27 protein-coding genes and 1 tRNA gene are annotated in these 22,243 nt (G+C 61.3%); 15 read left to right on the forward strand and 13 right to left on the reverse strand.

Annotated elements, in window-relative coordinates; genetic code table 11:
• Positions 1 to 198 precede the first annotated feature (198 nt).
• The 11 genes from B5526_RS23220 to B5526_RS23270 all read left to right on the forward strand — a co-directional run bounded on the left by B5526_RS23220 (position 199) and on the right by B5526_RS23270 (position 9,106).
• The gene (locus B5526_RS23220; protein WP_172842090.1) at positions 199 to 1,503 is read left to right on the forward strand and encodes an ABC transporter substrate-binding protein; all 1,305 of its coding nucleotides are present in this window, start codon (positions 199 to 201) and stop codon (positions 1,501 to 1,503) included.
• A gap of 105 nt (positions 1,504 to 1,608) precedes the next feature.
• Positions 1,609 to 2,439 (forward strand): carbohydrate ABC transporter permease, encoded by an 831-nt coding sequence (locus B5526_RS23225; protein ID WP_172842091.1) that lies wholly within the window; start codon positions 1,609 to 1,611, stop codon positions 2,437 to 2,439.
• A complete protein-coding gene (locus B5526_RS23230; RefSeq protein WP_079542007.1) occupies positions 2,439 to 3,281 on the forward strand; it encodes a carbohydrate ABC transporter permease in 843 nt (280 codons plus the stop codon). Before B5526_RS23225 ends, B5526_RS23230 begins: the two co-directional genes overlap by 1 nt.
• Positions 3,282 to 3,401: 120 nt before the next feature.
• Positions 3,402 to 4,691 (forward strand): UDP-N-acetylglucosamine 1-carboxyvinyltransferase, encoded by a 1,290-nt coding sequence (gene murA / locus B5526_RS23235; protein ID WP_079542012.1) that lies wholly within the window; start codon positions 3,402 to 3,404, stop codon positions 4,689 to 4,691.
• A gap of 111 nt (positions 4,692 to 4,802) precedes the next feature.
• Positions 4,803 to 5,237, forward strand: a complete 435-nt coding sequence (locus B5526_RS23240; protein ID WP_079542014.1) for a DUF2948 family protein — start codon at positions 4,803 to 4,805, stop codon at positions 5,235 to 5,237.
• Between the two features lie 146 nt (positions 5,238 to 5,383).
• Entirely contained in the window at positions 5,384 to 6,679 is a 1,296-nt protein-coding gene (hisD, locus tag B5526_RS23245; protein ID WP_079542016.1) for a histidinol dehydrogenase, read from the forward strand.
• Positions 6,676 to 7,170, forward strand: coding sequence for a UPF0262 family protein (locus B5526_RS23250; RefSeq protein WP_079542018.1), 495 nt, complete (start codon positions 6,676 to 6,678; stop codon positions 7,168 to 7,170). Before hisD ends, B5526_RS23250 begins: the two co-directional genes overlap by 4 nt.
• Positions 7,171 to 7,263: 93 nt before the next feature.
• A complete protein-coding gene (locus tag B5526_RS23255) occupies positions 7,264 to 7,731 on the forward strand; it encodes a low molecular weight phosphatase family protein (RefSeq protein ID WP_079542020.1) in 468 nt (155 codons plus the stop codon).
• Between the two features lie 321 nt (positions 7,732 to 8,052).
• On the forward strand, positions 8,053 to 8,676 hold the full coding sequence (locus B5526_RS23260; protein ID WP_079542023.1) for a Maf-like protein: 624 nt from the start codon (positions 8,053 to 8,055) through the stop codon (positions 8,674 to 8,676).
• Positions 8,666 to 8,896, forward strand: coding sequence for a DNA gyrase inhibitor YacG (gene yacG / locus B5526_RS23265; protein ID WP_079542025.1), 231 nt, complete (start codon positions 8,666 to 8,668; stop codon positions 8,894 to 8,896). The genes B5526_RS23260 and yacG overlap by 11 nt, the downstream gene beginning before the upstream one ends.
• Before the next feature lie 134 nt (positions 8,897 to 9,030).
• A tRNA-Phe gene (locus B5526_RS23270) sits at positions 9,031 to 9,106 on the forward strand.
• A gap of 264 nt (positions 9,107 to 9,370) precedes the next feature.
• Here the strand turns inward: B5526_RS23270 and B5526_RS23275 are convergent.
• A complete protein-coding gene (locus B5526_RS23275) occupies positions 9,371 to 9,934 on the reverse strand; it encodes an HdeD family acid-resistance protein (protein WP_079542027.1) in 564 nt (187 codons plus the stop codon).
• Positions 9,931 to 10,137 (reverse strand): hypothetical protein, encoded by a 207-nt coding sequence (locus B5526_RS23280; protein WP_079542030.1) that lies wholly within the window; start codon positions 10,135 to 10,137, stop codon positions 9,931 to 9,933. Before B5526_RS23280 ends, B5526_RS23275 begins: the two co-directional genes overlap by 4 nt.
• Before the next feature lie 163 nt (positions 10,138 to 10,300).
• Here B5526_RS23280 and B5526_RS37830 point away from each other — a divergent pair, with 163 nt between their 5' ends.
• From B5526_RS37830 to B5526_RS23295, 4 genes are all read left to right on the forward strand, one after another.
• The gene (locus B5526_RS37830) at positions 10,301 to 10,519 is read left to right on the forward strand and encodes a hypothetical protein (protein ID WP_154071404.1); all 219 of its coding nucleotides are present in this window, start codon (positions 10,301 to 10,303) and stop codon (positions 10,517 to 10,519) included.
• Positions 10,494 to 10,697 (forward strand): DUF6894 family protein, encoded by a 204-nt coding sequence (locus tag B5526_RS39785; RefSeq protein ID WP_079542032.1) that lies wholly within the window; start codon positions 10,494 to 10,496, stop codon positions 10,695 to 10,697. The genes B5526_RS37830 and B5526_RS39785 overlap by 26 nt, the downstream gene beginning before the upstream one ends.
• Positions 10,698 to 10,834: 137 nt before the next feature.
• On the forward strand, positions 10,835 to 11,887 hold the full coding sequence (locus B5526_RS23290; RefSeq protein ID WP_079542034.1) for a patatin-like phospholipase family protein: 1,053 nt from the start codon (positions 10,835 to 10,837) through the stop codon (positions 11,885 to 11,887).
• Positions 11,888 to 11,891: 4 nt separating this feature from the next.
• On the forward strand, positions 11,892 to 13,343 hold the full coding sequence (locus B5526_RS23295) for a GntP family permease (RefSeq protein WP_079542036.1): 1,452 nt from the start codon (positions 11,892 to 11,894) through the stop codon (positions 13,341 to 13,343).
• A 25-nt stretch (positions 13,344 to 13,368) separates the two neighbouring features.
• On the opposite strand, the gene B5526_RS23300 is transcribed toward B5526_RS23295, so the two are convergent.
• The 11 genes from B5526_RS23300 to arcA form a co-directional block, all read right to left on the reverse strand.
• Positions 13,369 to 13,749: an SHOCT domain-containing protein gene (locus tag B5526_RS23300; RefSeq protein ID WP_154071405.1), complete on the reverse strand. Its 381-nt coding sequence runs from the start codon at positions 13,747 to 13,749 to the stop codon at positions 13,369 to 13,371.
• 204 nt (positions 13,750 to 13,953) lie between these two features.
• A complete protein-coding gene (locus tag B5526_RS23305) occupies positions 13,954 to 15,585 on the reverse strand; it encodes a complex I subunit 5 family protein (RefSeq protein WP_079542040.1) in 1,632 nt (543 codons plus the stop codon).
• On the reverse strand, positions 15,582 to 17,114 hold the full coding sequence (locus B5526_RS23310) for a complex I subunit 5 family protein (protein ID WP_079542042.1): 1,533 nt from the start codon (positions 17,112 to 17,114) through the stop codon (positions 15,582 to 15,584). Before B5526_RS23310 ends, B5526_RS23305 begins: the two co-directional genes overlap by 4 nt.
• Positions 17,114 to 17,455, reverse strand: a complete 342-nt coding sequence (locus B5526_RS23315; protein WP_079542044.1) for an NADH-quinone oxidoreductase subunit K — start codon at positions 17,453 to 17,455, stop codon at positions 17,114 to 17,116. The genes B5526_RS23310 and B5526_RS23315 overlap by 1 nt, the downstream gene beginning before the upstream one ends.
• Positions 17,452 to 18,393, reverse strand: a complete 942-nt coding sequence (locus B5526_RS23320) for an MnhB domain-containing protein (RefSeq protein ID WP_079542046.1) — start codon at positions 18,391 to 18,393, stop codon at positions 17,452 to 17,454. The genes B5526_RS23315 and B5526_RS23320 overlap by 4 nt, the downstream gene beginning before the upstream one ends.
• Positions 18,390 to 18,683, reverse strand: coding sequence for a monovalent cation/H(+) antiporter subunit G (locus B5526_RS23325; protein WP_079542048.1), 294 nt, complete (start codon positions 18,681 to 18,683; stop codon positions 18,390 to 18,392). Before B5526_RS23325 ends, B5526_RS23320 begins: the two co-directional genes overlap by 4 nt.
• Complete coding sequence (locus B5526_RS23330; protein WP_079542050.1) at positions 18,680 to 18,967, reverse strand: monovalent cation/H+ antiporter complex subunit F; 288 nt, start codon at positions 18,965 to 18,967, stop codon at positions 18,680 to 18,682. The genes B5526_RS23325 and B5526_RS23330 overlap by 4 nt, the downstream gene beginning before the upstream one ends.
• Positions 18,960 to 19,460: a Na+/H+ antiporter subunit E gene (locus B5526_RS23335; RefSeq protein WP_244562037.1), complete on the reverse strand. Its 501-nt coding sequence runs from the start codon at positions 19,458 to 19,460 to the stop codon at positions 18,960 to 18,962. Before B5526_RS23335 ends, B5526_RS23330 begins: the two co-directional genes overlap by 8 nt.
• Before the next feature lie 197 nt (positions 19,461 to 19,657).
• Positions 19,658 to 19,915: a hypothetical protein gene (locus B5526_RS37835; RefSeq protein ID WP_154071406.1), complete on the reverse strand. Its 258-nt coding sequence runs from the start codon at positions 19,913 to 19,915 to the stop codon at positions 19,658 to 19,660.
• 10 nt (positions 19,916 to 19,925) lie between these two features.
• The gene (locus B5526_RS23340; protein ID WP_079542054.1) at positions 19,926 to 20,738 is read right to left on the reverse strand and encodes an outer membrane beta-barrel protein; all 813 of its coding nucleotides are present in this window, start codon (positions 20,736 to 20,738) and stop codon (positions 19,926 to 19,928) included.
• Between the two features lie 241 nt (positions 20,739 to 20,979).
• Entirely contained in the window at positions 20,980 to 22,242 is a 1,263-nt protein-coding gene (gene arcA, locus B5526_RS23345; RefSeq protein WP_079542056.1) for an arginine deiminase, read from the reverse strand.
• Position 22,243 lies beyond the last annotated feature (1 nt).

Consider the following 22,243-nt stretch of genomic DNA (forward strand, 5'->3'; position numbering starts at 1 on the left):
CCTGGTGCAAACAAAACGAGCATTGTTGCGCTGCAATGGCCCGCACCATCTGCGCTCCCGGGAGAATCCGGTTGCAAGGGAAAAGCTCAGGCCTAAGATCGAAAAAAGCCCCAACGCGTCATTGGGCGAAATGTCGGATCGATAAAGGTTTGGCGGCGCCGCCTGCCGATGGCCGGGCGGCGCGACAGGGAGGTCGCGATGACCAAGAAGGCGCGTGCATTGTCGGCGCAATCGCGCCGGCAGTTCTTGAAAGCTACGGCAATCGGTGTGGCAGGGGCAGCGCTGGGCGTACGCCCTGGTCTGAGTGCACCGAAGACCATGTCGATCATGCACGAAAATTCATTCATCAAGACGTTTGATGAATATTTCCAGAAGACCCTTCTCCCGGCCTACGAAAAGCTCACCGGCGTCAAGATCAAGTACGAATTGGTCAGCGTCGGTGGCCTGCAGACGCGCGTCACCACCGTGGCGGAGACCGGAACCGGTCCGGACATGACGCTGAATTTCTTCAACTGGCCGTTCCTCTACGACGAGAAGTACGTCGATGTCGGCGATATTGCCGAGGAGGCCGGCAAGAAAAATGGCGGCTGGCATGACGCGGCCAAAGAGGCCGTCGTCGTCAATGGCAAGTGGAAGGCGGTCCCGTTCGGCAATGTCGGCCAGCTGATGAACTGGCGCACCGACTGGTTCAAGGAGGCGGGTTACGACAAATTTCCCGAGACCTGGGACGGGCTTTTGGAGGCCGGCATCAAGCTGAAGGCCAATGGCCACCCGTTCGGCTTCGAGCTCGGCCACGGCTTTGGCGACAACCACGGCTGGCTCTATCCATTGCTGTGGTCCTATGGCGGGCGCGAGGTCGAGCCCGACGGCAAGACGGTGGTCATTGATTCTGCCGAGACGGCCCGCGCCGTCGATTTTGGCCGCACGTTTTTCCAGAAGACCATGCTCGAGGACGTGCTCGGCTGGACCGATCCCAACAACAACAAGGCGTATTTGAGCGGACAAATATCCTGCACCAACAACGCCGAAAGCATTTTGTGGGCGGCGAAGCGTGACTTTCCGGAGATTGCCGCAGCCACCGACCAGTCGCTCAATCCGAAGGGGCCGACCGGCCAGCGCTTCCACATTCTGGCGCCGTGGAGCCATTCGATCTTCACCCACACCCCGGATCAGCAGGCCGCGAAGGATTTTCTGCGCTGGTTGATGGAGCCTCCGCAGGTCGGCGGCTGGTATGCCTCGGCCGACAGCTATTACGCCCCGTTCCTGCACGCTTTCGACGACGCGCCGTTGTGGCACGTCGAGCCGCGCAACATCCCCTACCGCGACTCGCTCGCCACCTCGCATCTGCCGGGCTGGCCGGCGCCGGTCAGCCGGGCCTCGTCCGAGAGCGTCGCCAAATACGTCGTCGTCGACATGTTCGCCAAGGCGTGCGCCGGCAAGTCCACCAGGGAGGTGATCGCCGACGCCAACGCGCAGCTGAAGCAGATCTACCGGCCCGCCTGACACATGTCGGCGCATAGCGAACCGATACCGCTTCGGGCAACTCGCCGGCGCCTGCTGCCGGCACTGCGTGACTGGTCCGAGCGCGAGGAGGTCTTCAGCCTATTGATGATCTTGCCGCCGATGGCCTTCCTGGTCGCGCTGGTCGGCTATCCCTTCATCTACGGCATCGTGCTCAGCCTTGAGAATCGCCCCGTCGCCCAGCCCGGCACCTTTATCGGGCTTGGTAACTTCGTCACCAATTTCCATGATCCGACCTTCTGGCAGGTGGTCCAAAACACCTTCGTCTACACCGCCGCGGCGACGTTGCTGAAAATGGTGGGTGGCCTTGGGCTTGCATTGGTGATGAACCAGGCATTCCGCATGAAGAACCTGGTGCGCGCGGTGCTGCTGCTGCCGTTCATCGTGCCGACCGTGCTGTCGACTATCGCCTGGATGTGGATCCTCGATCCCTCCTTCAGCGTGATCAATTGGCTGTTGGTGCATGGCGGGCTCGCCGAGCGCGGCCCCTCCTGGCTCGGCAATCCGGCTCTCGCCATGACGTCGCTCATCGTGGTCAATACCTGGCGGGGGCTACCCTTCTACGCCATCACGCTGCTCGCCGGGCTGCAGACGATCCCGCCCGAACTCTACGAGGCCGCGACCATCGACGGCGCCGGCGCGTTCGATCGCTTCCGCTATGTCACTCTGCCGCTGCTCAAGCCGGTCGTCTTCATCGTCACCATGTTTTCGCTGATCTTTACGTTTTCCGACTTCCAGCTGGTCTATGTGCTGACGCGCGGGGGTCCTGCCAACGCCACGCATTTGTTTGCGACCTACGCCTTCGACATCGCCATGAGCGGCGGACAGTTCGGTCTCGGCGCCTCGGTCGCGCTCGCCATGCTGCCGCCGCTGGCGCTTCTGATCATTGCGCTGGCGCTGTACCTGAGGAGAGCGTGATGGTCGAGGACGGCGGCTGGCGGGTGCGCGCGCTGCGGCTGTGGCTGCCGCTCGGCTTCTTTCTGATCTTCGCGCTGTTTCCGTTCTATTGGATGGCGATCACCTCGCTCAAGCCGAACCAGGAGCTGTACAACCCCCAGCTCATGCCCCTGATCGTGCGCCATCCCACGCTCAAGCACTATGTCGACCTGCTCGCCGAGACGGATTTTTTGGTCTGGACCTGGAACACGATGCTGGTGGCGACGGTCTCGACCGCGATCTCGCTGGTGTTCGGCGTCATGCTGGCCTATCCGCTGGCGCGCATGAATTTTCCCGGCAGCGCCCTGGTCTCGTTTGCGGTGTCGGCGACCTATCTCGTCCCGCAGCCGCTATTGTTCATTCCGATGGCCGAGATCATCGAGCGGATGGGGCTCGGTAATACGCTCACCTCGGTCATCCTGACCTATCCGACCTTGCTGATCCCATTCTGCGCCTGGCTCCTGATGGGCTACTTCAAGAGCGTCCCGCGTGAATTGGAAGACGCCGCGCGCATCGACGGCGCGAGCCGCCTGCAGACGATGTTCCTGGTGTTCCTGCCGCTGTGTAAGCCGGGATTCATCTCGGCCGGCATTTTCGCGTTCACGCTTGCGCAGAACGAGTTCCTCTATGCGCTGATCTTCCTGACCGACACTTCGGTCCGCACCGTGCCGGTCGGCGCCATCGCCGAATTGATCCGGGGCGACGTCTTCTATTGGGGGCAACTGATGGCGGCGGCGCTGCTCGGCTCGATCCCGGTTGCGATCATCTATTCATTCTTCGTCGAGCACTATGTCGCCGGCCTGACCGCCGGGGCGGTGAAATGACGGGCGAAACAGCCTAATCCGGCCCCAACCCCATGAAATAGCCGCAAATTTCACGCTTTTGCCATGTCGGGCCCGTTGGCCCTATAGTTCGGGGCGTAGCAGAAAAGTGGGGGAAGCGGCATGGATCGCATTCGCATTGTCGGCGGCAACAAGCTCAACGGCATCATTCCGATTTCGGGGGCGAAGAATGCCGCGCTGCCGCTGATGATCGCGGGGCTGTTGAGTGAGGACACGCTCATTCTCGACAATGTGCCGCGGCTTGCCGACGTCGCCCAGTTGCAGCGCATTCTCGGCAATCATGGAGTCGACATCATGTCGGCCGGAAAGCGCCCGGGCGACCATGAATATCAGGGCCAGACCCTGCACATTTCGGCGGCTGACATCATCGATACCACCGCGCCGTACGAGCTGGTCTCGCGGATGCGCGCCAGTTTCTGGGTGATCGCCCCTCTCGTGGCGCGGATGCATGAGGCCAAGGTCTCGCTGCCCGGCGGCTGCGCCATCGGGACCCGGCCGGTGGATTTGCTGATCATGGCGCTGGAAAAACTCGGCGCCGAGATGACCATCGACGGCGGCTATGTGATCGCGAAAGCGCCCGGCGGTCTCAAGGGCGCCAATATCGATTTCCCCAAGGTGACGGTGAGCGGCACCCATGTCGCGCTGATGGCGGCGACCTTGGCAAAAGGCACCACCGTGATCACCAATGCCGCCTGCGAGCCGGAGATCGTCGATGTCGCCGATTGCCTGAACAAGATGGGCGCGCGCATCGCAGGCGCCGGCACGACCCGCATCGTGGTCGAGGGCGTGACAAAACTTCGCGGCGCGCGCCACACCGTGCTGCCGGATCGCATCGAAACCGGCACCTATGCGATGGCGGTGGCGATGACCGGCGGCGACGTGCAGCTCGCCGGCGCCCGGCCCGAGCTGTTGCAATCGGCGCTCGACGTGCTGACGCAGGCGGGTGCGATCATCTCCGTCAACAATGAGGGCATTCGGGTGGCGCGCAACGGCGCTGGGATCAGGCCGGTGACGGTTTCGACCGCTCCGTTTCCGGGCTTTCCGACCGACCTGCAGGCGCAGCTGATGTCGCTGATGGCCTGCGCCGACGGCTCTTCCCACATCACCGAGACGATTTTCGAAAACCGTTTCATGCATGTGCAGGAACTGGCGCGGTTCGGCGCGCGGATCAGTCTCGACGGTGAAACCGCCACCATCGAGGGCATCAAGAAATTGCGCGGCGCACCGGTCATGGCGACTGATTTGCGCGCCTCGGTGTCGCTGGTGATCGCGGGGCTCGCCGCCGAGGGCGAGACCATGGTCAACCGCGTTTATCACCTCGACCGCGGCTTTGAGCGGCTCGAGGACAAATTGTCCGCCTGCGGCGCGACCATCGAGCGCATCAGCGGATAGGTCTTGCGATGATCCAAACTTCGCGTATTCCGCAAAAGCATGCCCTCGGACTTGATCCGAGGGTGGTACCGGTTTTGCGATAAGAATACGCGCAAACCCAAGGTGTGATCGGTGGCGCCCCAGCTCAAATTGATCGCGCTGGATTCCGATGATCTCGCCGTCATTTCGGCGCACGTGCAGGAAGCCCGCGTGCACGCCTCCGACATCATCTGGCGGGAGGCCGAAAAGCGCCTGGTGGTCGGCATGCGCCGGCTGGACTGGGAGCAGACGCTATCAGGCGAAACCGCCCCGCGCCGCCTGATCGCCGCGCTGCGCTTCGACCGGGTGCTGTCGTGCAAGTCGCGCAACATCGATTGCGGGGCGCCGGATGCAGCACTCGAACTCGTCGGAATCGAGTTTTATCCCGGCGAATCGCCAAGCGGCTGTGCGCTTCTGATGTTCAGCGATGGCGGCGCATTGCGGCTCGACGTCGAGTGCCTGGAATGCGAATTGACCGATTTGGGTGCGGACGATCTCGGGATATCCAGTCCGGGTGAGGGCACCTGAATGGCATGTCATTCCGGGGCGCGCAGCGAACCCGGAATCTCGAGATTCCGGGTCTGGTCCTGCGGACCATCCCGGAATGACGGGGTTCTAGGGTTGACGGCGGTTTGTGGCCGCGCCATTGAGCAGTGACCCGCCGGAAAGCCATCATGCCCGTTCGCCTCGACCATAGCAGCCCCGATTTTATCAAGCGATTCCAGGCCTTGCTCGCGGCCAAGCGCGAGGTATCGGCCGATATCGAGAGCGCGACCCGCGCCATCGTCGATGACGTCGCCGCGCGCGGCGATGCGGCGCTGATCGAGGCGACGAAGAAATTCGACCGGCTCGATCTTGCGCCCGGAGGCTTGCGCATCACCGCCGGTGAGATCGACGCCGCGGTGAAGGCCTGCGACGCCAAGACCATCGATGCGCTCAAATTCGCGCGCGACCGCATCGAGCTGTTTCATCAAAGGCAGTTACCAAAGGACGAGCACTTCACCGATCCGCTCGGCGTCGAGCTCGGCTGGCGCTGGAGCGCGATCGAGGCGGTCGGGCTTTACGTGCCGGGCGGCACCGCGGCCTACCCATCCTCGGTGCTGATGAACGCCGTGCCCGCCAAGGTCGCGGGGGTTACGCGGGTGGTGATGGTGGTGCCGTCGCCGGACGGCAAGCTCAATCCGCTGGTATTGGCCGCGGCCCATCTCGGCGGCGTGTCCGAAATCTATCGTGTCGGCGGCGCACAGGCGGTGGCGGCACTGGCCTACGGCACCGCGACCATTGCGCCGGTGGCAAAGATCGTCGGCCCGGGCAACGCCTATGTCGCCGCCGCAAAACGGCTGGTGTTCGGCAAGGTCGGCATCGACATGATCGCCGGCCCCTCGGAGGTGCTGGTCATTGCCGATCAAACCGGCAATGCCGGCTGGATCGCGGCGGATTTGCTGGCGCAGGCCGAGCACGACGTCAACGCGCAGTCGATCCTGATCACGGATAATCGCGCGCTGGCCGACGATGTCGAGCGCGCGGTAGAGGCGCAACTTGCAACCTTGCCCCGCGCCGATATCGCCCGCGCCTCGTGGAACGATTTCGGCGCGATCATCCTTGTAAAGCATCTCGACGAGGCCGCGGAACTGGCAAACGCCATCGCCGCCGAGCATCTCGAGATCATGACGTCGGCGCCCGAAGCGCTTTCCGCAAAAATCCGCAATGCCGGCGCGATCTTCCTCGGCGCTCATACGCCTGAAGCGATCGGCGATTATGTCGGCGGCTCCAACCACGTGCTGCCGACCGCGCGTTCGGCGCGGTTTTCTTCCGGCCTCGGCGTGCTCGATTTCATGAAGCGGACCTCGATCCTGAAATGCGGGCCGGACCAGTTGCGCGCGCTGGGAGAAGCGGCGATGACGCTGGGCCAGGCCGAAGGCCTGGATGCACATGCGCGCTCGATCGGGCTGCGCCTCAACCTGCCATGAACAGGCCGCCGCCAGACGAGGATGCGCAGAACCGCATTGTCGCGGTGACGCTCGACGAGGAATCGATCGGGCGCTCCGGCCCCGACATCGAGCACGAGCGTGCGATCGCGATCTACGATTTGGTCGAACAGAATCTGTTCGCGCCGGAGGGCGCCGGCAACGGGCCGTTCACGCTGCACCTCGGCATCACCGGCAACCGGCTGATGTTCGATATCCGCCGCGAGGACGGCACGCCGGTGGTGGCGCATCTGTTGTCGCTGACGCCGTTCCGGCGGATCGTGAAGGACTATTTCATGATCTGCGACAGCTATTACCAGGCGATCCGCACCGCTACCCCGGACAAGATCGAGGCCATCGACATGGGCCGCCGCGGCATCCACGACGAAGGCTCGCGCACGCTGCAGGAGCGGCTGAAAGGCAAGGTGCGGGTCGATTTTGAAACGTCCCGCCGGCTGTTCACGCTGATCACTGTCTTGCATTGGAAGGGCTAGCGCGCATGATCCCGACCCGAAGGGCCGCGTTAGCGCAAAGTGGGAACCGGTTTTCGGACCAGATCATGCGCAAAACAAAGGACGCGTGAGCGCATGGAGGCGCCTTCGCGCGCGCGCAACCCCCAGGCCGTGCTGTTTGCATGCGGCCTGAACAGCGTGCGCTCACCGATGGCGGCAAGCCTTTTGCAGCAGATGTTCCCGCACGCGCTTTATGTGAAATCCGCAGGCGTCCGGAAGGGCGAGCTCGATCCGTTCGCGGTCGCGGTGATGGCCGAATTGGGCCAGGATATTTCCAGCCATAAGCCGACCACCTTCGAGGAGCTGGAGGATTGGGAGGGGCTCAATTTCGACCTCATCATCACCCTGTCGCCGGAGGCGCATCACAAGGCGCTGGAACTGACGCGGACGCTGGCGGCCGATGTCGAATACTGGCCGACCCATGATCCGACCGGCACCGACGGCAATCGCGAGCAGAAGCTTCAAGCGTACCGCGAGGTCTGCGACACCCTGTCGATGCGCATCCGCAAGCGTTTTGCCAAGGCCAGTGCGGCAAGCGGATGATAGGCGGTTGATGAATCTTTTATGTCGTCTCCGCGAAGGCGGGCACGGATCTTCCCTCTCCCGCTTGCGGGGGAGGGTGCTGAGCAAAGCGAGGCGGGTGGGGGCTCTCTCCGCGAATCCCATTGCGGAGAGAGCCCCCACCCCAACCCTCCCCCGCAAGCGGGAGAGGGGGTGTACCGAGCATCCATGTAGTTTCATGTCATCTTTACGAAAGCACCGCGTACACGCGGACACGACTAAGACCGGTTGTCTCTGGGAATGCCTTCCGATAGGTTCCGCGCGCATTCCCGCCCGATTCCCTCAAGCCAGCAAAAAATCCGCATGCTAGGCCGTCCCAAATTCGTACTTGCTTCCGGTTCGCCGCGGCGCCTTTCCCTGCTCAACCAGGCCGGCATCGAGCCCGATGCACTGCGCCCGGCCGATGTCGATGAGACCCCGCGGCGGGGCGAGTTGCCGCGCGCCTGCGCCAATAGGCTCGCCCGCGCCAAGGCCGACGCCGCACTCAAATCCGTGCACCTCGATGACGAGTTGCGCGGCGCCTTCATCCTCGCCGCCGACACTGTGGTCGCGGTCGGCCGCCGCATCCTGCCCAAGGCCAATCTGGTCGACGAGGCCTCGCAATGCCTGCGGATGTTGTCGGGGCGCAACCACAGAGTCTACACCGCGATCTGCCTGGTGACGCCGAAGGAGGCGTTCCGCCAGCGCCTGGTTGAAACCCGCGTGCGCTTCAAGCGCTTGAGCGAGGACGACATCCAGGCCTATATCGGTTCCGGCGAATGGCGCGGCAAGGCCGGCGGCTACGCCGTGCAGGGCATCGCCGGATCCTTCGTGGTCAAGATGGTCGGCTCCTATTCCAATGTCGTCGGCCTGCCGCTCTATGAGTCGGTGACGCTGCTCGGCGGCGAGGGTTTTCCGATCCGCTTCGGCTGGTTGAATGCCAGCTAAGCCACCAAAGGGCGCCGGCCCGGGCAAGGCGGCGGCCAAGGGGGCCGCCAAAGGAGCGGCCAGGCGATCGGCCAAGAAGTGCCCGATCTGCGGCAAGCCGGCCAACGAGGTTTCGAAGCCATTTTGTTCCGAGCGCTGCCGCGATGTCGATCTGAACCGCTGGCTGTCGGGGTCGTACTCCATCCCGAGCCGTGAGGACGAGGACGACGACGGCGAATAGGCACGATTTTTCAGCAATTTAGCGGTAGCGCGAAGTAAGGCCGCGCCTCGCGTAGCCGAAGGCGAAGCGAGGTGGACACAGCCGCCCGACCTCTCTATAAACCGCCCGCTTCCCCGGCCTTGGGCCCGCGAAGTGCCCAGGTAGCTCAGTTGGTAGAGCATGCGACTGAAAATCGCAGTGTCGGTGGTTCGATCCCGCCCCTGGGCACCATTCCTGAACAGATTTACGAGCCCTCGGCATGGATTGGCCTTCGGGTCCGAAGGTGGACCTGATACTGCCGTTTGAACCGACGGCGTTTGCATACATGAACGGCAAAGTCATCGAGGCAACTAAAGAGCTCGCGCACAGCGTTACAGCGAGAAAGTTTTTGCGAGTCGGCATAACCTTCTCCCCGTGTTACAATCCCTGTCCAAAACTGCCGGGTTGTGGAGTAACTTGACCTTCGAGCGCTCTCCTTTACCCGCCCAGGTTATGTTACGTTGGTCTCGCGGCGGGTTGCCATGCGTATGTCAACCACGCCAAACCGTGAGATATCAGGTCGACGCCGAGGAGAAATCCGAGCACCCAGAGACCTGTCATCGGGAATCCCGACAGAATGACGAGGCCGGCCAGAACTCCGAACGCTCCCGACAGCAGCATGATCCAGCCGGCAGATCGCCAGTGGCTGAAACCGAGCAAGATTCGAACGAAGCCGGATATCAGGAGCAGCAGTCCGAGGATATAAGTGAGGATTAAAGCGCTCGCGACAGGCTGGCTTACGACGACAACGCCTAACGCGATGTACAGAACGCCGAGCAGCACCTGCCACACAAATCCTCCCCATCCCTTGGTCCAGAACGCGTGGATGATTTCGAAGGCGCCCGCCGCGATCGCCATCGTGCCGATGAATATCGTGCTGATAACGGTAACAAGCACGACGTCACCCAACACCAGGAATCCGGCCAGGATCATTACAATTCCGAGTAGAACGCAGACCCAAAGGGGTGGCGGGGACAAGTTATCGGCGTGCAAACCCGGACGGCTGTCATAGGTGGTCATATCGTCCTCCTCAATTTGGAGCCAATGGGAGGTGAGCGGCGTCGCGGCTCGAGGCTCGGGCAATTGAACGGGCTGTTGTCGGAAAGCTGGCGACGTTGTTGCTTGAGCTTGCTTATATAGGCGGTCCCCAGCCCAAGCAGGATCACCGCCAGCAATAAGCTCAAGACGAAAATCAGCATGGTTCGCCAGCTGAACTTGTGCATCAAATCGTCCAAACGAAACCCGCCGCCAGGGATCAACTGGCGGGCTTCGCCTTTCAGAGTAAAACGCGGCTTTCTTTGTGCTTCGTGCCCTCACAATGCTCGTTCGCAGGAACCTGCGGTATCAGGTGATTACCTTAGCGTTCGAAAGGGAATCACCTCAGCCATGGAAACCATCCACTTCAGGCCCCGTCCGGCGATACATTTCTGCGTCGATTTTGAGCCGATCGACGTGAACCTTGATGATGAGTCTCGTGGCATCGACCTTGGAAAAGCGGGAATTCGCAAGGAGTACACATACGTTCAATTCTTAAGCATTTGTCACTGGACACCCGCACCTTTCGAACTATTGGAAGGCGATGCGATACTTTTTCCATATCTTTGATGGTCCGAAAGCTTTTCCCGATGAGGACGGAAACAGACTTTCGAGTCCTGAACTGGCGATACGTCAGGCCAAGGTCCTTGCTGCCGAGTTGAGCAAGGCTGGCGAGTTCTGCCGGTCAAATTTGGTGTTCGTGTTGGATGAGAAGGGCAACAACATCTTCAGATGTTGGGCCGTATGAAAAAAGGGAAGAAGGCCCAATCGTCCACCCACGCGATCTGCACCCATGATTAGTCCGCGAGGCTTAGGGTAAAACCCGATGGCAAGTGGGGTTTTATCCCGCTAGGTTTAACACTCGCAACAGTCCATGAGGGTGTGATGGAAACCGTCCCTTCGGATGCCTCGGCGAGATTTGACCGCGAGACCGTTTTGGTCGATCTCGCCCTGCAAGGCGGCGGCTCGCACGGCGCCTTTACGTGGGGCGTGCTCGATCGGCTTCTCGAGGAACCCTGGCTACGGATCGACGGCATCTCGGGCACCTCTGCGGGCGCGATGAATGCGGTGGTGTTGGTCGACGGCTATGAAAAGGATGGATCCAAGGGCGCGAAGGCTGCGCTTGAAGATTTCTGGCGGCGCGTCTCGCATTCCGCCCGGTTCAGCCCGATCCGGCGTAGCCCTTTGGATATTCTCTTGGGCAGATGGACGTTGGACAACTCGCCGTTCTTCGTTGCTTTCGACCTGGCAGCGCGTTTGTTCTCGCCTTATGATTTGAACCCGCGAGGCGCTAATCCGTTACGTGATATCCTTGCCGAATGCGTCGACTTTGAGCGGGCGGCAAAATCTCCAATCCGTTTGTTCGTGACCGCGACTAACGTTCGCACCGGCCGGGGCCGCGTATTCCGAAACGGTGAGCTCACGCCGGACGTGCTGCTTGCGTCCGCCTGCCTGCCGACGCTGTTTCAGGCCATCGAGATCGACGGCGAGGCCTATTGGGATGGCGGCTACTCCGGCAATCCGACCATTACCCCATTGATACGCGAGTGCGCATCGCACGATACGTTGCTCGTTGCGGTCAACCCCGTCGAGCGCCAGGGCACACCGCGTTCGGCGCGCGAGATCCTCGACCGTTTGAACGAGGTTTCCTTCAATGCCACCCTGTTGAAGGAATTGCGTATGATTGCCTTGTTGCGCCATGTCGCTGATGTCGGCACAGGCGAGGGCGCTCTATGGGCGGGAATGCGTATTCATCTGATCTCGAGTGAAACCATCGACAAGCTCGGAGCGTCTTCCAAGTTCAATGCGGAATGGGACTTTCTAAGCATGTTGCGGGACGAGGGCCGTCGTAGCGCGGAATCCTTTCTGACGGCGCATCATGCGAGTATTGGCAAGCACTCCACGATCAATCTGGACGTTCTCCTGGAACAGGTCTGATGTCATGGGCCTTCTAGGCATTCTCCTTGCGTTGGGGCTGCTTGTCTGGCTGGCTTATCGCGGATGGAGCGTGCTCCTGTTGGCTCCTGCGGCCGCACTTATCGCTGCTGCCATTTCTCGGGAGCCGTTGCTCGCCCATTGGACGCAAACCTTCATGGGCAGCGCGGCGCAGTTCCTCGCGCAATTCTTCCCGCTGTTCCTGCTCGGCGCGCTGTTCGGCAAGCTCATGGACGACAGCGGTTCGGTCGAAGCCATCGCAGGCTTCATGACCGAGCGACTGGGTGCGCGCCGCGCGATACTGGCGGTGGTGCTTGCGGGTGCGCTGGTGACGTATGGGGGCGTCAGCCTGTTTGTTGCCTTCTTCGTTTTGGCGCCGATGGCGCAGGCGCTTTTTCAGGCCGCCGATATTCCGCGGCGGCTGATGCCGGCGGCGATCGCGCTCGGCACCTCGACGTTCACGATGACCGCTTTCCCCGGCACGCCCGCCATTCAGAACGCGATTCCGATGCCATTTTTCGGCACCACACCCTTTGCTGCACCTGGCCTCGGCATTATCGCTTCAGCAATCATGCTGGGATTTGGATTGTGGTGGCTCGCCCGTTCCGAAGCCGCCGCTCGGCGAAAAGGCGAAGGCTATGGCAGCACCGATATTGCGCCCCGCATAGCTGCCGATGATCCGATCATTCGAGAGCGAGCGACGACCGCACGCGAATTCGATCCCGCCGAGATCAGCCACGGCCGACACGGCAACACCCTGGTGCCGATCGGTTTTGCCGTGCTGCCGCTGGTTGTTGTCGTGAGTGTCAATCTCCTGATGTCGCTCGTCATTCTGCCGCGTCTGGACTTTTCCTTTCTGGCGGAGCCGCGCTGGGGCGCTACGTCATTGTCTGCCGTTGCGGGTGTATGGTCGGTGGTGGTGGCACTCGCGACCGCGATCCTTACGCTTATCCTTGTCAATCGTCAGAGGTTACCGACGTTGCGCGAGAGCATGGATGCCGGCGCCAACGCCTCCGTCTTGCCGGCGTTCAGCGTCGCCAGCCTCGTGGGCTTCGGCGCCGTCGTCGCGATGCTGCCCGCGTTTGCGATGGTGCGTCAATGGGTGCTTTCAATTGGAGGCGGGCCGTTGGTCTCGCTCGCGATGGCGACTAACGTACTGGCCGCCCTGACCGGTTCGGCTTCGGGTGGCATGACGATCGCGCTCGATGCGCTCGGCGACACCTATATGCGCATAGCCGCGGAGCAAGGCATCGATCCCGCGTTGATGCACCGGGTAGCCGCAATTGGCTCCGGTACCCTTGACAGCTTGCCGCACAATGGTGCGGTCGTGACATTGCTCGCCGTCTGTGGCTCGACGCATCGCGAGAGTTATCTCGATATCGTCATGGTTGGGATTGTCAGCGCACTCGTCGCCCTCGTGGCGGTCATTGTCCTGGGCTCGACGTTTGGCTCTTTCTAAAACGATGCGAGCGCATACGTCGGTCCTAATGCACCAAACGCGCTCTTAGGCCCGCGTATTCTTTCTCCGAAATCGATCCGGCCGATTTTAATCGGTCAAGTTTTTCGATCTCGTCGGCGGCGCTGAAGCCCACGAACTGGCGCAAATTATCTTGGGCCTGCTTGACTTGGGCTTGATTGCGCTCGGCCATGCCCCGCCCCTGCGTGAGGAGGTATGCGAAAATGCCGACATAGGGCAGGATGATGAGCAGGATCACCCAACCTACCTTGCCTACTCCAGACACGTCATGGCGACGAAAAAGATCGCTCGCGACGATGATGAACAACCAGAACCATAGCACAAACATGAACACGGCGAATGCGTCGGCCACGAAATTGGTGAACGTGAAACCACCCTGAAATAACATTATCGTTCTCCATTTTCCCGGAATCGCGCACGCATCGCAGCGTACTTTCGATCGCCGCCGTCAGCAGCCGACGACAAGGAACGCACGGCCTGCCGGGTGATGCTAACGTCTGGCACGCGAAAGTTGATCCGAAAAAACCCTGAGATGCCCGGATGGATACCCTGATCGTTTACGCGGAGCGGAGACGCGATTCTGCGGATCGTCTTACCGCGCGAATACCGCCGTACCTAACGCGATGATCAGTATCAGCAACGACATGGCGGCCGCCGGCCACTGACGAAGAGCACTGTCCATCCGCTCGAGCGTCTTACCCCACACAACAGCCACCCGTATGCCAACATCTATTGCCACCGCAACGTCTCCCTCTGGAACGCGTGGCAACCAACGCGCCCAACGCCACAGCGCAATCGCAAGTACGGCGCCCAGCAAAACGGGCCAAAGCGCCTTCCATAGGACCGCAGGAGCAAGCGGGTCGGGCAGCGTTCCGCTCGGGACCGTCAGATATAGCGCCCACGGCACCACGAGCGAAACCGCAGCGGTCGCCAGCCAGGGCCAGACAAGTCCGACGGCCGCTGTCGCCTCCGGGTCTTGTGACGCCGTTTTCGCAAGGCTGCGCAAGAACTGCAGCATCAGCAGCGTCGTGCCGACAGCGGACAGCGTTGCAATCTTGCTCGCGATACTATCTCCCAGCAGTCCGTCGGCTACGAGTTTCGCCAAAGCGCCGCCAGTAAATGGGAGCCCGCCGAGGCCCACCGCAATGATTGCCACGGGCAGAAGCATCGGCCATAGGCGTCGGCTGCCGGTCGCGGCGATGACGCCCACGGACAGGAACAGCGCACCTTTGACCAGGACGTGGTGCGCGGCATAGAAAGCCGCTGCCAGTGCGGCGCGGTCATCTCCAGCGAGCATTCCCATGCCAATGACCGCGACGATGAATCCCATCTGGCTCACGCTCGAATACGCCAACACGACCTTGGGGTTGTGTTGCGTGATTCCAATCACAACGCCGTAGATCGCGGCGAAGAGTCCTGCGGCTGCGAGTGCCGTACCCCAATCGGGCAGTGCGGTTTCAAGGGGTAGAAAGCGGATCATTCCAAGGATGCTTGCCTTGACAACCGCACCGCTCAGCACAGCGGAAGCAGGCGTCGGCGCCGCTGCATATGCCAGTGGCATCCAGAAGTGGAATGGCACGAGGCCCGCCTTCATGCCCAGGCCGGCTATCAACAGGGCGAGGATCAGATCGCGTTGAGGCGAGGTCGGCAACGCCGCCGCGGCATCACGCATCAACAGGCTATCCCCCGGGATTTGCGCGGCCAGCAGCACGAACGCCATCAGCAGGAATGCTTCCGCCAGCAGCGCGAGCCCGATATAAACCGCGCCGGCGCGCCATGCACGGGGCGTTTCGTGGTGGATGACGAGTCCGCAGGCTCCGAGGGTGAGCAGCGCAAGAAGAAAATAGAAACTCACCATGTCGGCGGCCAGAAATACGCCGAGGCAGCCGGTCAGCGTCATCAACCAGCACACCACGAATCGCCCGCGGTTTGGCCGGCCCTGCATATACTGCAAGGCGTAAGCACCCGATGTGATCCACAACAGCGCCGCAACGCCAAGCAGCACGGCTCCGGGAAGGTCGAGGGCGAAAGTCAGGTGCAGGCGTGTTGAACCTAAGATCAGCGCGGTATCGTGAGTAGCAAGTAACACGGCGGCAAGCGCCGGGATCGGGGCGAACGTGAGGCACGAAGGCATCCGGTTCAGCGCGCGCGGCCAGAGGCATGCCAGCAGCATGCCGAGTGGGACGACGATGACGCTAGCCAGTAATGTCCTTGTCTCGATCATCGCGGCATACCCGTCAATGCCTCCGGGCGGCCAACCTGAAAAACATCGACGGGGCCGAGCGCGACGAAACCTAGTAACAGCGACGTCAGCGCCAGCGCCAGCGCAGCCGCCTCTTGATACCGCGGCACGACTATGCGCAACTTAAGCGGCTCCCGCGCTGGTACGAGCGCGCGCGCGAGCACGATGAACATATAGCCGCTCGTGAAGAGGCCTCCCGCGAGCATCACCATCGCCCACCACCATTGACCGGTTGCGACGGCCGCCTCGAGCAACAGCCATTTCGCCAGAAAGCCGCCACTTGGTGGCAACCCGATCAGGGACACTCCGCCGAGCGCGAACGCGAAGATCGTCATCGGAAGCGCGCGTGCGATCCCTCCAAGCTCGGCGATCCGATCATGCCCAAGCGCCGCGTAGATGAGTCCAGCGGCCATGAACATGGCCGCCTTCGCCGTCGCGTGCGAGATCGCCTGAAGCATGCCGCCGGTCAAAGCGCCGCTACTCTGGAGCTGTGTCTGCGCCGTGTCGAAGGCGAGCGGAAACATCAGGAACAGGTAACCGATCTGCGCGACCGTCGAATAGGCGATCAGGAGCTTGAGTCGCTCCTGTCGCAGTGCGACGACGCTGCCGAATACAATTGCCGCCGCCCCAAGCGCACCGAAGATTTGCGCGCCGGCTGGACCGAGCATCCCCGGCATGACGTCGAACCAGAGCCGTACGACGAGGAAGAACGATCCCTTCACCACCACTCCCGACAGAACCGCGCTGGCGGCCGCCGGCGCACCGGCGTGGGCCGGCGGAAGCCAAAGATGCAGTGGAAAGAGCGCGGTCTTGGCGAAGAGTCCGACAGTCATCAGCGCGGCAGCAACGAGTGTCGCGGGCTCCATATGAACTCGATGAGACAACAGAACAATGTCGAGCGTCGCATAACTGCCGTACAGCAGTGCCGTTCCAACCAGATAGAGAATCGAGCCGAGCAGAGCGAAGAGCAGATACCGCAGGGCGGCCTGCAGTGTCTCCGCGCGGCCATCGAGAGAGACCAGCGGTACCGCGGCAAAGGTGAGGAGCTCGAGCGCGACGTATAAGGTGAACAGATCTCCGCCCAGAAACACCATATTCATTGCGCCCCAGATCGCCATCAGCAGTATCCAGAACGCGAACGGTGCGCGGATTTCGACCGACCCCGCAGCAGTACCGAAGTCCGCATGGGCAAACACGCCGACGGCGCAGATCACGATCGCCATCGTTACCATCATCGCCGCCGAAAGTCCGTCGGCCCGCAACGCAATGCCGAGCGGGGGCGTCCAATCCCCGACGATGTATATCAGCCGGTGGCCGCTTCGCCATACGTCGGCGAAGATGACAAATGCGATGGCGAGACCGCACGGCAGAAGAACGAAGACTATCCTTTCAACGTACCGCCCGCCGAAGGCCAACGACAACAGAACGCCCGCGACCGGCAATACGATCGCCAGAACAAGGAGAGCTCCATCTTTCGTCGTCACGTCGGGCAAGAGGGTTGCGTCCGGCATCAGGAATTGCCTCTGTCCGTACTTGTGCCTCCGGAACTATCGGAGCTGAGCGTGGCTCGGCCGGTTTCTTGCAAAAGCCGCAGCATCAGTGCGATAGCCATGGCGGTAGCCGCGAAGGCAACCACAATCGCGGTAATGACCATCGCCTGAGGAACCGGATCACCCCCGAGACCAGCCGCGGCGGCCCTCCTGGCTATGACGCCGAACAGCAGAAACACGCCGCTCCCCAGCAGGTTGAATGCCAGTATCTTGCGCAGCGGCTCGGGATTTGTGATGAGCCCGTACAATCCAAGGCCCGCCAGCGCCGCACCGCATAGCCCGAACAACGTTGCAGCGTTCATTGGTGCCGCGCCCGTTCTGGCGGGCCCGCGGCCAGCAGGCCCAGTGCTACACCGATCGAAAGTGTCAAAGCGGCCTCCACCGCGACAATCATCGGCTTGGCGTAACCTGACGGGTAAGCAAGAAAGGCGTTCGCCCACACCAGGCCGGCGAGCCCGATAGCAAGGAAGATCACCGGCCCGACGACGAGTAGCAGGCGTAGCCAAGGCTGACTGATCGAAGGTACACTCTCCAGGCCAGCGATCATGACAAGGAGCCACATCGCGGCTAAGACCGTGCCGCCTTGAAAGGCGCCCCCCGGCTCGTTCGCACCGACCCAGCACATATAGATTGCCACCACTATTCCCACCGGTGGTAGAAGTTGAGCAAGAAAAGTCAGCGTAGTGTTTCGTTGCGCATAGACACGCAGCCCCGGTATTCCGCCCCACACGCTGTCCGGCGCCAACGACCAGACGCCGAGCAAGGCGAGCAGCAAGACCACTTTTTCGAGCAACGTGTCGAGCGCGCGGTAAACGAACAGAACGCCGGCGACGGGATTGCCGAGGCCAGTCTGCGCCAGGTTCTCCATCACTGTCGGGGCGAGGGTGGGAGTAACTTCGGGCGGCAGTAGTATCGCGGTTGCGAGGCCTGCCGCGATCAGGGCGCACAATACTCCCGCCGCAAGACGAGTTGGCAGGCTGGTCGGGATGCCGTTACCCTTGGAAAAGCGCTGGCGTGCGGCCGCACCGAGCATCAACAAGCCGGTCATTCCACCGCCGATCGCCGCTTCGGTCAGCGCTACATCTACGGCAGCGAGCCTGACCCAGGCGATGGCCATCAGAAGCCCATAAACGACGAACGCGATAGCGGCCGCAAAGGCCTCGCGCACGGCAATCGTCGCAGCACCGATTCCGAGGATCAGGACGACAAGACCGATATCGAAAAAAGACAAAAGGATCATCCCCGTGGTCCGTGTTGTCGAACGGCGCCTGCCATGAGCTGGGCAACAATCGCGCCGGACAATTGGACGAGCAGCCAAATGCTGACCAGCTTGAGCCCGCCGAGTAGTCCATTGGCATGTGGCAACAGCCCAAGAACGACAAGGCCAAGGCCAAGATTGTCCACCTTGGTCAGCGCGTGCAGACGCGTTAGCGAGTCCGGGAAGCGGAGCAAACCAACCGTACCCGCCAGAAAGAAGAACGCACCCGCCGAGACCGCGGAAACGGTGAAGATGTTAAACACAAGGTTCATCCGCCGCTCGTTGCCTTTGGGATCTCGCTCTCGGAATCGGACGCGTTTCTGACGAACGCGACTGCCGCGAATGCGGCAAACAGCGCCAACATCAATGCAACATCCACGATCGGCGACGTTTCGGTCGCCGCGGCCAGCAAAAGAAGTATAGCGACGCCACCCGTGCCCAATAGCTGCGCCACCATCATGTGGTCGACCTCGGCCGGGCGCTGAAGAATGACAAACAAACCGAGCGCGACCATCGTCAGCACGAAACCCGCGGCTCCGAACAGGAAGCTAGTCATTGCGCTGTACCCCTCCGAGTGTCTGCGTGCATAGGGTTTCCTCCGCGGCCAACTGCTCGACCACCGGCTGCGTTATATCGAGACAATGGATGGACAGCCCGTCGCCTTCCGCGGATCCGCACGGAAGCGTGCCCGGCAGCAAACTCACTATTGCGCAGAAGGTATTTCTCCTTGTGCCCGGCGGCAGGTGCGTTTGATAGATCACGAAGCCGGGCCGCAACGGCAGCCGAGGATCAAGCGCCCGCCAGGCGACGTCTATCCCGGCACCAATTGATTGACGCAGAAAGTGCAGTACGAGTTCGGCAAGCTTGATGGGACGCAGTTTCCATTGCTTCGCCGGCATCAGGCGCAGACTGGCCCAGGTTGCCGCGACAGCAGCTACCGACCCGGCCGCGAGATCGGCAGAGTCGGCGTCAGTTAGCACCAGCCAGAAGCCAAAAAATACGGCAGCGCGGGAAATCGCACCCGCGAGGGCACCGCCCGGATTTTTCACGAGCGGCCCCACGCGCCTGCTTCGTTCCTCCAACGGGTTCATTGACCCTACCAACCTCCGTATTGTTCGATCCAGCGGCACGCCTTCGCACACCCGCTGCCGGGATCAACACCAACTCACTTGGCGAGCATCAGGAGGCGGCCCTCAGGTTGCCGTTGCCTTCTTATCAACAGGCATAGCGTTCAAACGGTCCGCCGCTAGTGGCTGCTCCCTCCGCTTCTCCTGGATTTGCTTTTTCCTTTTGAACTGGGGGCAGGTTGCGGGGATTGTTCGGCAGCCAGGGGATGCTCGGGGATCTGAAGGCGATTGGTGCGGACGTCGTCCCGAATTGCATCGGTGTCCATCCTCGTACCGCGTTCGACGGAATCGCGCGGCTCGGCGGTGACGGCCGACGCCGCGCATAATCCGATTGTTGCACCGACCAACATGACCAGGCGTTTCATGATCGTTTTCATGGCCATTCCTCTAAAAAGCGAAGTCGAGTCTCGGGCCTATCTGCCAATCCGTGTAGTGACGCAAGGCAACGTTCGATGTTCGCGCTTCGTAAAGCACGTTGCTGGTAAGCGATATATTGCTGGCAATATTGTATTTAAGTCCAAGAGTCGCGGAGTAGATTTGATCTTTACGGCCGGTGTTGAGGCCGTCGGTGAACCAAAATGCTTCGATCAGCGGCGTGCTGACAATCGACCATTTCGGATTGAGCTTGACTTCGATTCCGACCAACGCATCGAAACGCCAGCGGCGAGCCTCCGCTAGGTCAGAAAATCGGTAGGTGAGCAGCACGAGCGGCGAGAGTGTCACATTGTCAAACTGGAAGTCGCGCGTGACCGAACCCATCACATCGTTGGAAGTGAACGCAAGATCGCGGTAGATGCCGTCGAAATCATATCTGTTTTCGTAAGTGGCGGTTATCCTCCAGCCGTATAGATTCTCGGTCAGCCGCGCCCCCAAGCGTGCGATCGCGGCATTGCCGTCATGCTCGGTTGCAAAAGATTCGAACTGTGTTCGAGCATAGATGCGGTACGACAAATCGGGCGACAAATTGCCGTCCAGCCTCACACTCACGTCAGGCTCATAAAAGAAGTCGCGACGCCGGTCGTCCCGGCTGAACAGCGCGTTCTCGGTATACGTTGGAGAGACGGATCCAACGACGCTCCAGGAAGGCGCGGTCGGAGCGAACGCAACCGGCTTGAATTCGGTCAGATCTAGGTCGGCGGCAAAAGCTCCGCTCGCGCTGAAAAATCCGAAAATCGGCAACAGAGCTCTAGATCCGCGCATTGGAATCTCCCACGGAGTCTTTGTCCATTGGCCGGAGCTCGTTCAGGCTACGCCCGCATTGTCACTTGTCAAGAAACCGCTCAACCAGCATTGAAATAGCTCGATGGCGTTGCAAACAAATCACACGCTCTCACTTCGCGGCAGGCGGTAGAGCGCGCGGAACCTTGTCGACGCGCCGACTCACGATTTGATTCGGGTCCGAACGCAGCCGTCGCTGGCCGAGCGAGCGTTGTCGAACGGCCTAGTAGTCCACCGCATCGCGGATAATCGGACAGGTCATGCAGTGACCGCCACCGCGGCCGCGGCCGAGTTCGGCACCAACGATCGTGACGACCTCGATGCCTTCCTTGCGCAGCAGAGTATTCGTATATGTGTTCCGGTCGTAGGCGAAGACAACACCCGGAGACGCACAAACAAGATTTGCGCCGCTATCCCATTGCGTCCGCTCGCGCATATAAGCATTGCCGCCGGTCTCGACCACGCGCAGCTTCTTGAGGCCAAGTGCATCGGCTATCACCTCGACGAACGGCTTGTCGTCCTTGCGCAACTCAACTCCGCCCGACTTGTTGCTCGGCCGGTATGAAAACGCGGTGATGTTGTTCACGATGTCGGGATAGAGCAGAACACAGTCGCGGTCGGCGAATGTGAAGACTGTATCCAGATGCATCGCCGCGCGGAGCTTGGGCATCGCCGCCACAATGACCCGCTCTACCGCGCCTTTTTCAAATAGCGCGGCTGCGAGTTGGCTGATGGCCTGGCGCGAGGTGCGCTCGCTCAAGCCGATCAGCACATTGCCCTTGCCGATCGGCATGACATCGCCGCCCTCGAGCGTGGCGAGGCCATGGTCCTGTGTCGGATCACCCCACCAAACGTTGACTTTGCCGGCGAAGTCGGGATGAAACTTGTAGATGGCTGTGGTCAGGATAGGTTCTTCGTGCCGCGCGGGCCAATAAAGCGAGTTGAGGGTGACGCCGCCATAGATCCAGCACGTGGTGTCCCGCGTATACAGCGTATTGGGAAGGGGAGGCAGCAGGTATTCAGTCATGCCCGCGGCCTCGCGGACAAGTTTGAGCATGTCGCCGCCGTGAGCGTCGGGAAAGTCCAGGGTCGATAAGCCGCCAATCAGGGTTTCGGCGAGTTCGCGGGGCTGCAGGCCATCGAGATAGCCGCGGATCTCATCGACCAGACCAAGGCCCACCTGATTGGGCACAACTTGATTGTCGAGAATCCACTTCTTGGCTTCGGGGATAGCGACCGTCTCCGTGAGCAGGTTATGCATCTCGACCACTTCGACGCCGCGATCGCGCATCTTTTGGACGAAATCGAAATGGTCCCGCTTGGCGTTGTCCACCCACAAGACGTCGTCAAATAACAAAGTGTCGCAGTTGGAGGGCGTCAGGCGTTGATGAGCACGTCCCGGCGCGCACACCATAACCTTGCGCAGCTGACCGACCTCTGAGTGAACGCCGAAGGGGACTGACGATCTGAGATTTGCTTCTGCCATG

The organism is Bradyrhizobium lablabi (assembly GCF_900141755.1).
GTDB lineage: Bacteria > Pseudomonadota > Alphaproteobacteria > Rhizobiales > Xanthobacteraceae > Bradyrhizobium > Bradyrhizobium lablabi_A.

Coding starts and splice junctions, on each gene's coding strand:
- B5526_RS23220 (WP_172842090.1), top strand. CDS start 199: ATGACCAAGAAGGCGCGTGCATTGTCGGCGCAATCGCGCCGGCAGTTC.
- B5526_RS23225 (WP_172842091.1), top strand. CDS start 1,609: ATGATCTTGCCGCCGATGGCCTTCCTGGTCGCGCTGGTCGGCTATCCC.
- B5526_RS23230 (WP_079542007.1), top strand. CDS start 2,439: ATGGTCGAGGACGGCGGCTGGCGGGTGCGCGCGCTGCGGCTGTGGCTG.
- murA (WP_079542012.1), top strand. CDS start 3,402: ATGGATCGCATTCGCATTGTCGGCGGCAACAAGCTCAACGGCATCATT.
- hisD (WP_079542016.1), top strand. CDS start 5,384: ATGCCCGTTCGCCTCGACCATAGCAGCCCCGATTTTATCAAGCGATTC.
- B5526_RS23250 (WP_079542018.1), top strand. CDS start 6,676: ATGAACAGGCCGCCGCCAGACGAGGATGCGCAGAACCGCATTGTCGCG.
- B5526_RS23255 (WP_079542020.1), top strand. CDS start 7,264: ATGGAGGCGCCTTCGCGCGCGCGCAACCCCCAGGCCGTGCTGTTTGCA.
- B5526_RS23260 (WP_079542023.1), top strand. CDS start 8,053: ATGCTAGGCCGTCCCAAATTCGTACTTGCTTCCGGTTCGCCGCGGCGC.
- yacG (WP_079542025.1), top strand. CDS start 8,666: ATGCCAGCTAAGCCACCAAAGGGCGCCGGCCCGGGCAAGGCGGCGGCC.
- B5526_RS23275 (WP_079542027.1), bottom strand. CDS start 9,934: ATGACCACCTATGACAGCCGTCCGGGTTTGCACGCCGATAACTTGTCC.
- B5526_RS23280 (WP_079542030.1), bottom strand. CDS start 10,137: ATGCACAAGTTCAGCTGGCGAACCATGCTGATTTTCGTCTTGAGCTTA.
- B5526_RS37830 (WP_154071404.1), top strand. CDS start 10,301: ATGGAAACCATCCACTTCAGGCCCCGTCCGGCGATACATTTCTGCGTC.
- B5526_RS39785 (WP_079542032.1), top strand. CDS start 10,494: ATGCGATACTTTTTCCATATCTTTGATGGTCCGAAAGCTTTTCCCGAT.
- B5526_RS23290 (WP_079542034.1), top strand. CDS start 10,835: ATGGAAACCGTCCCTTCGGATGCCTCGGCGAGATTTGACCGCGAGACC.
- B5526_RS23295 (WP_079542036.1), top strand. CDS start 11,892: ATGGGCCTTCTAGGCATTCTCCTTGCGTTGGGGCTGCTTGTCTGGCTG.
- B5526_RS23300 (WP_154071405.1), bottom strand. CDS start 13,749: ATGTTATTTCAGGGTGGTTTCACGTTCACCAATTTCGTGGCCGACGCA.
- B5526_RS23305 (WP_079542040.1), bottom strand. CDS start 15,585: ATGATCGAGACAAGGACATTACTGGCTAGCGTCATCGTCGTCCCACTC.
- B5526_RS23310 (WP_079542042.1), bottom strand. CDS start 17,114: ATGCCGGACGCAACCCTCTTGCCCGACGTGACGACGAAAGATGGAGCT.
- B5526_RS23315 (WP_079542044.1), bottom strand. CDS start 17,455: ATGAACGCTGCAACGTTGTTCGGGCTATGCGGTGCGGCGCTGGCGGGC.
- B5526_RS23320 (WP_079542046.1), bottom strand. CDS start 18,393: ATGATCCTTTTGTCTTTTTTCGATATCGGTCTTGTCGTCCTGATCCTC.
- B5526_RS23325 (WP_079542048.1), bottom strand. CDS start 18,683: ATGAACCTTGTGTTTAACATCTTCACCGTTTCCGCGGTCTCGGCGGGT.
- B5526_RS23330 (WP_079542050.1), bottom strand. CDS start 18,967: ATGACTAGCTTCCTGTTCGGAGCCGCGGGTTTCGTGCTGACGATGGTC.
- B5526_RS37835 (WP_154071406.1), bottom strand. CDS start 19,915: ATGAAAACGATCATGAAACGCCTGGTCATGTTGGTCGGTGCAACAATC.
- B5526_RS23340 (WP_079542054.1), bottom strand. CDS start 20,738: ATGCGCGGATCTAGAGCTCTGTTGCCGATTTTCGGATTTTTCAGCGCG.
- arcA (WP_079542056.1), bottom strand. CDS start 22,242: ATGGCAGAAGCAAATCTCAGATCGTCAGTCCCCTTCGGCGTTCACTCA.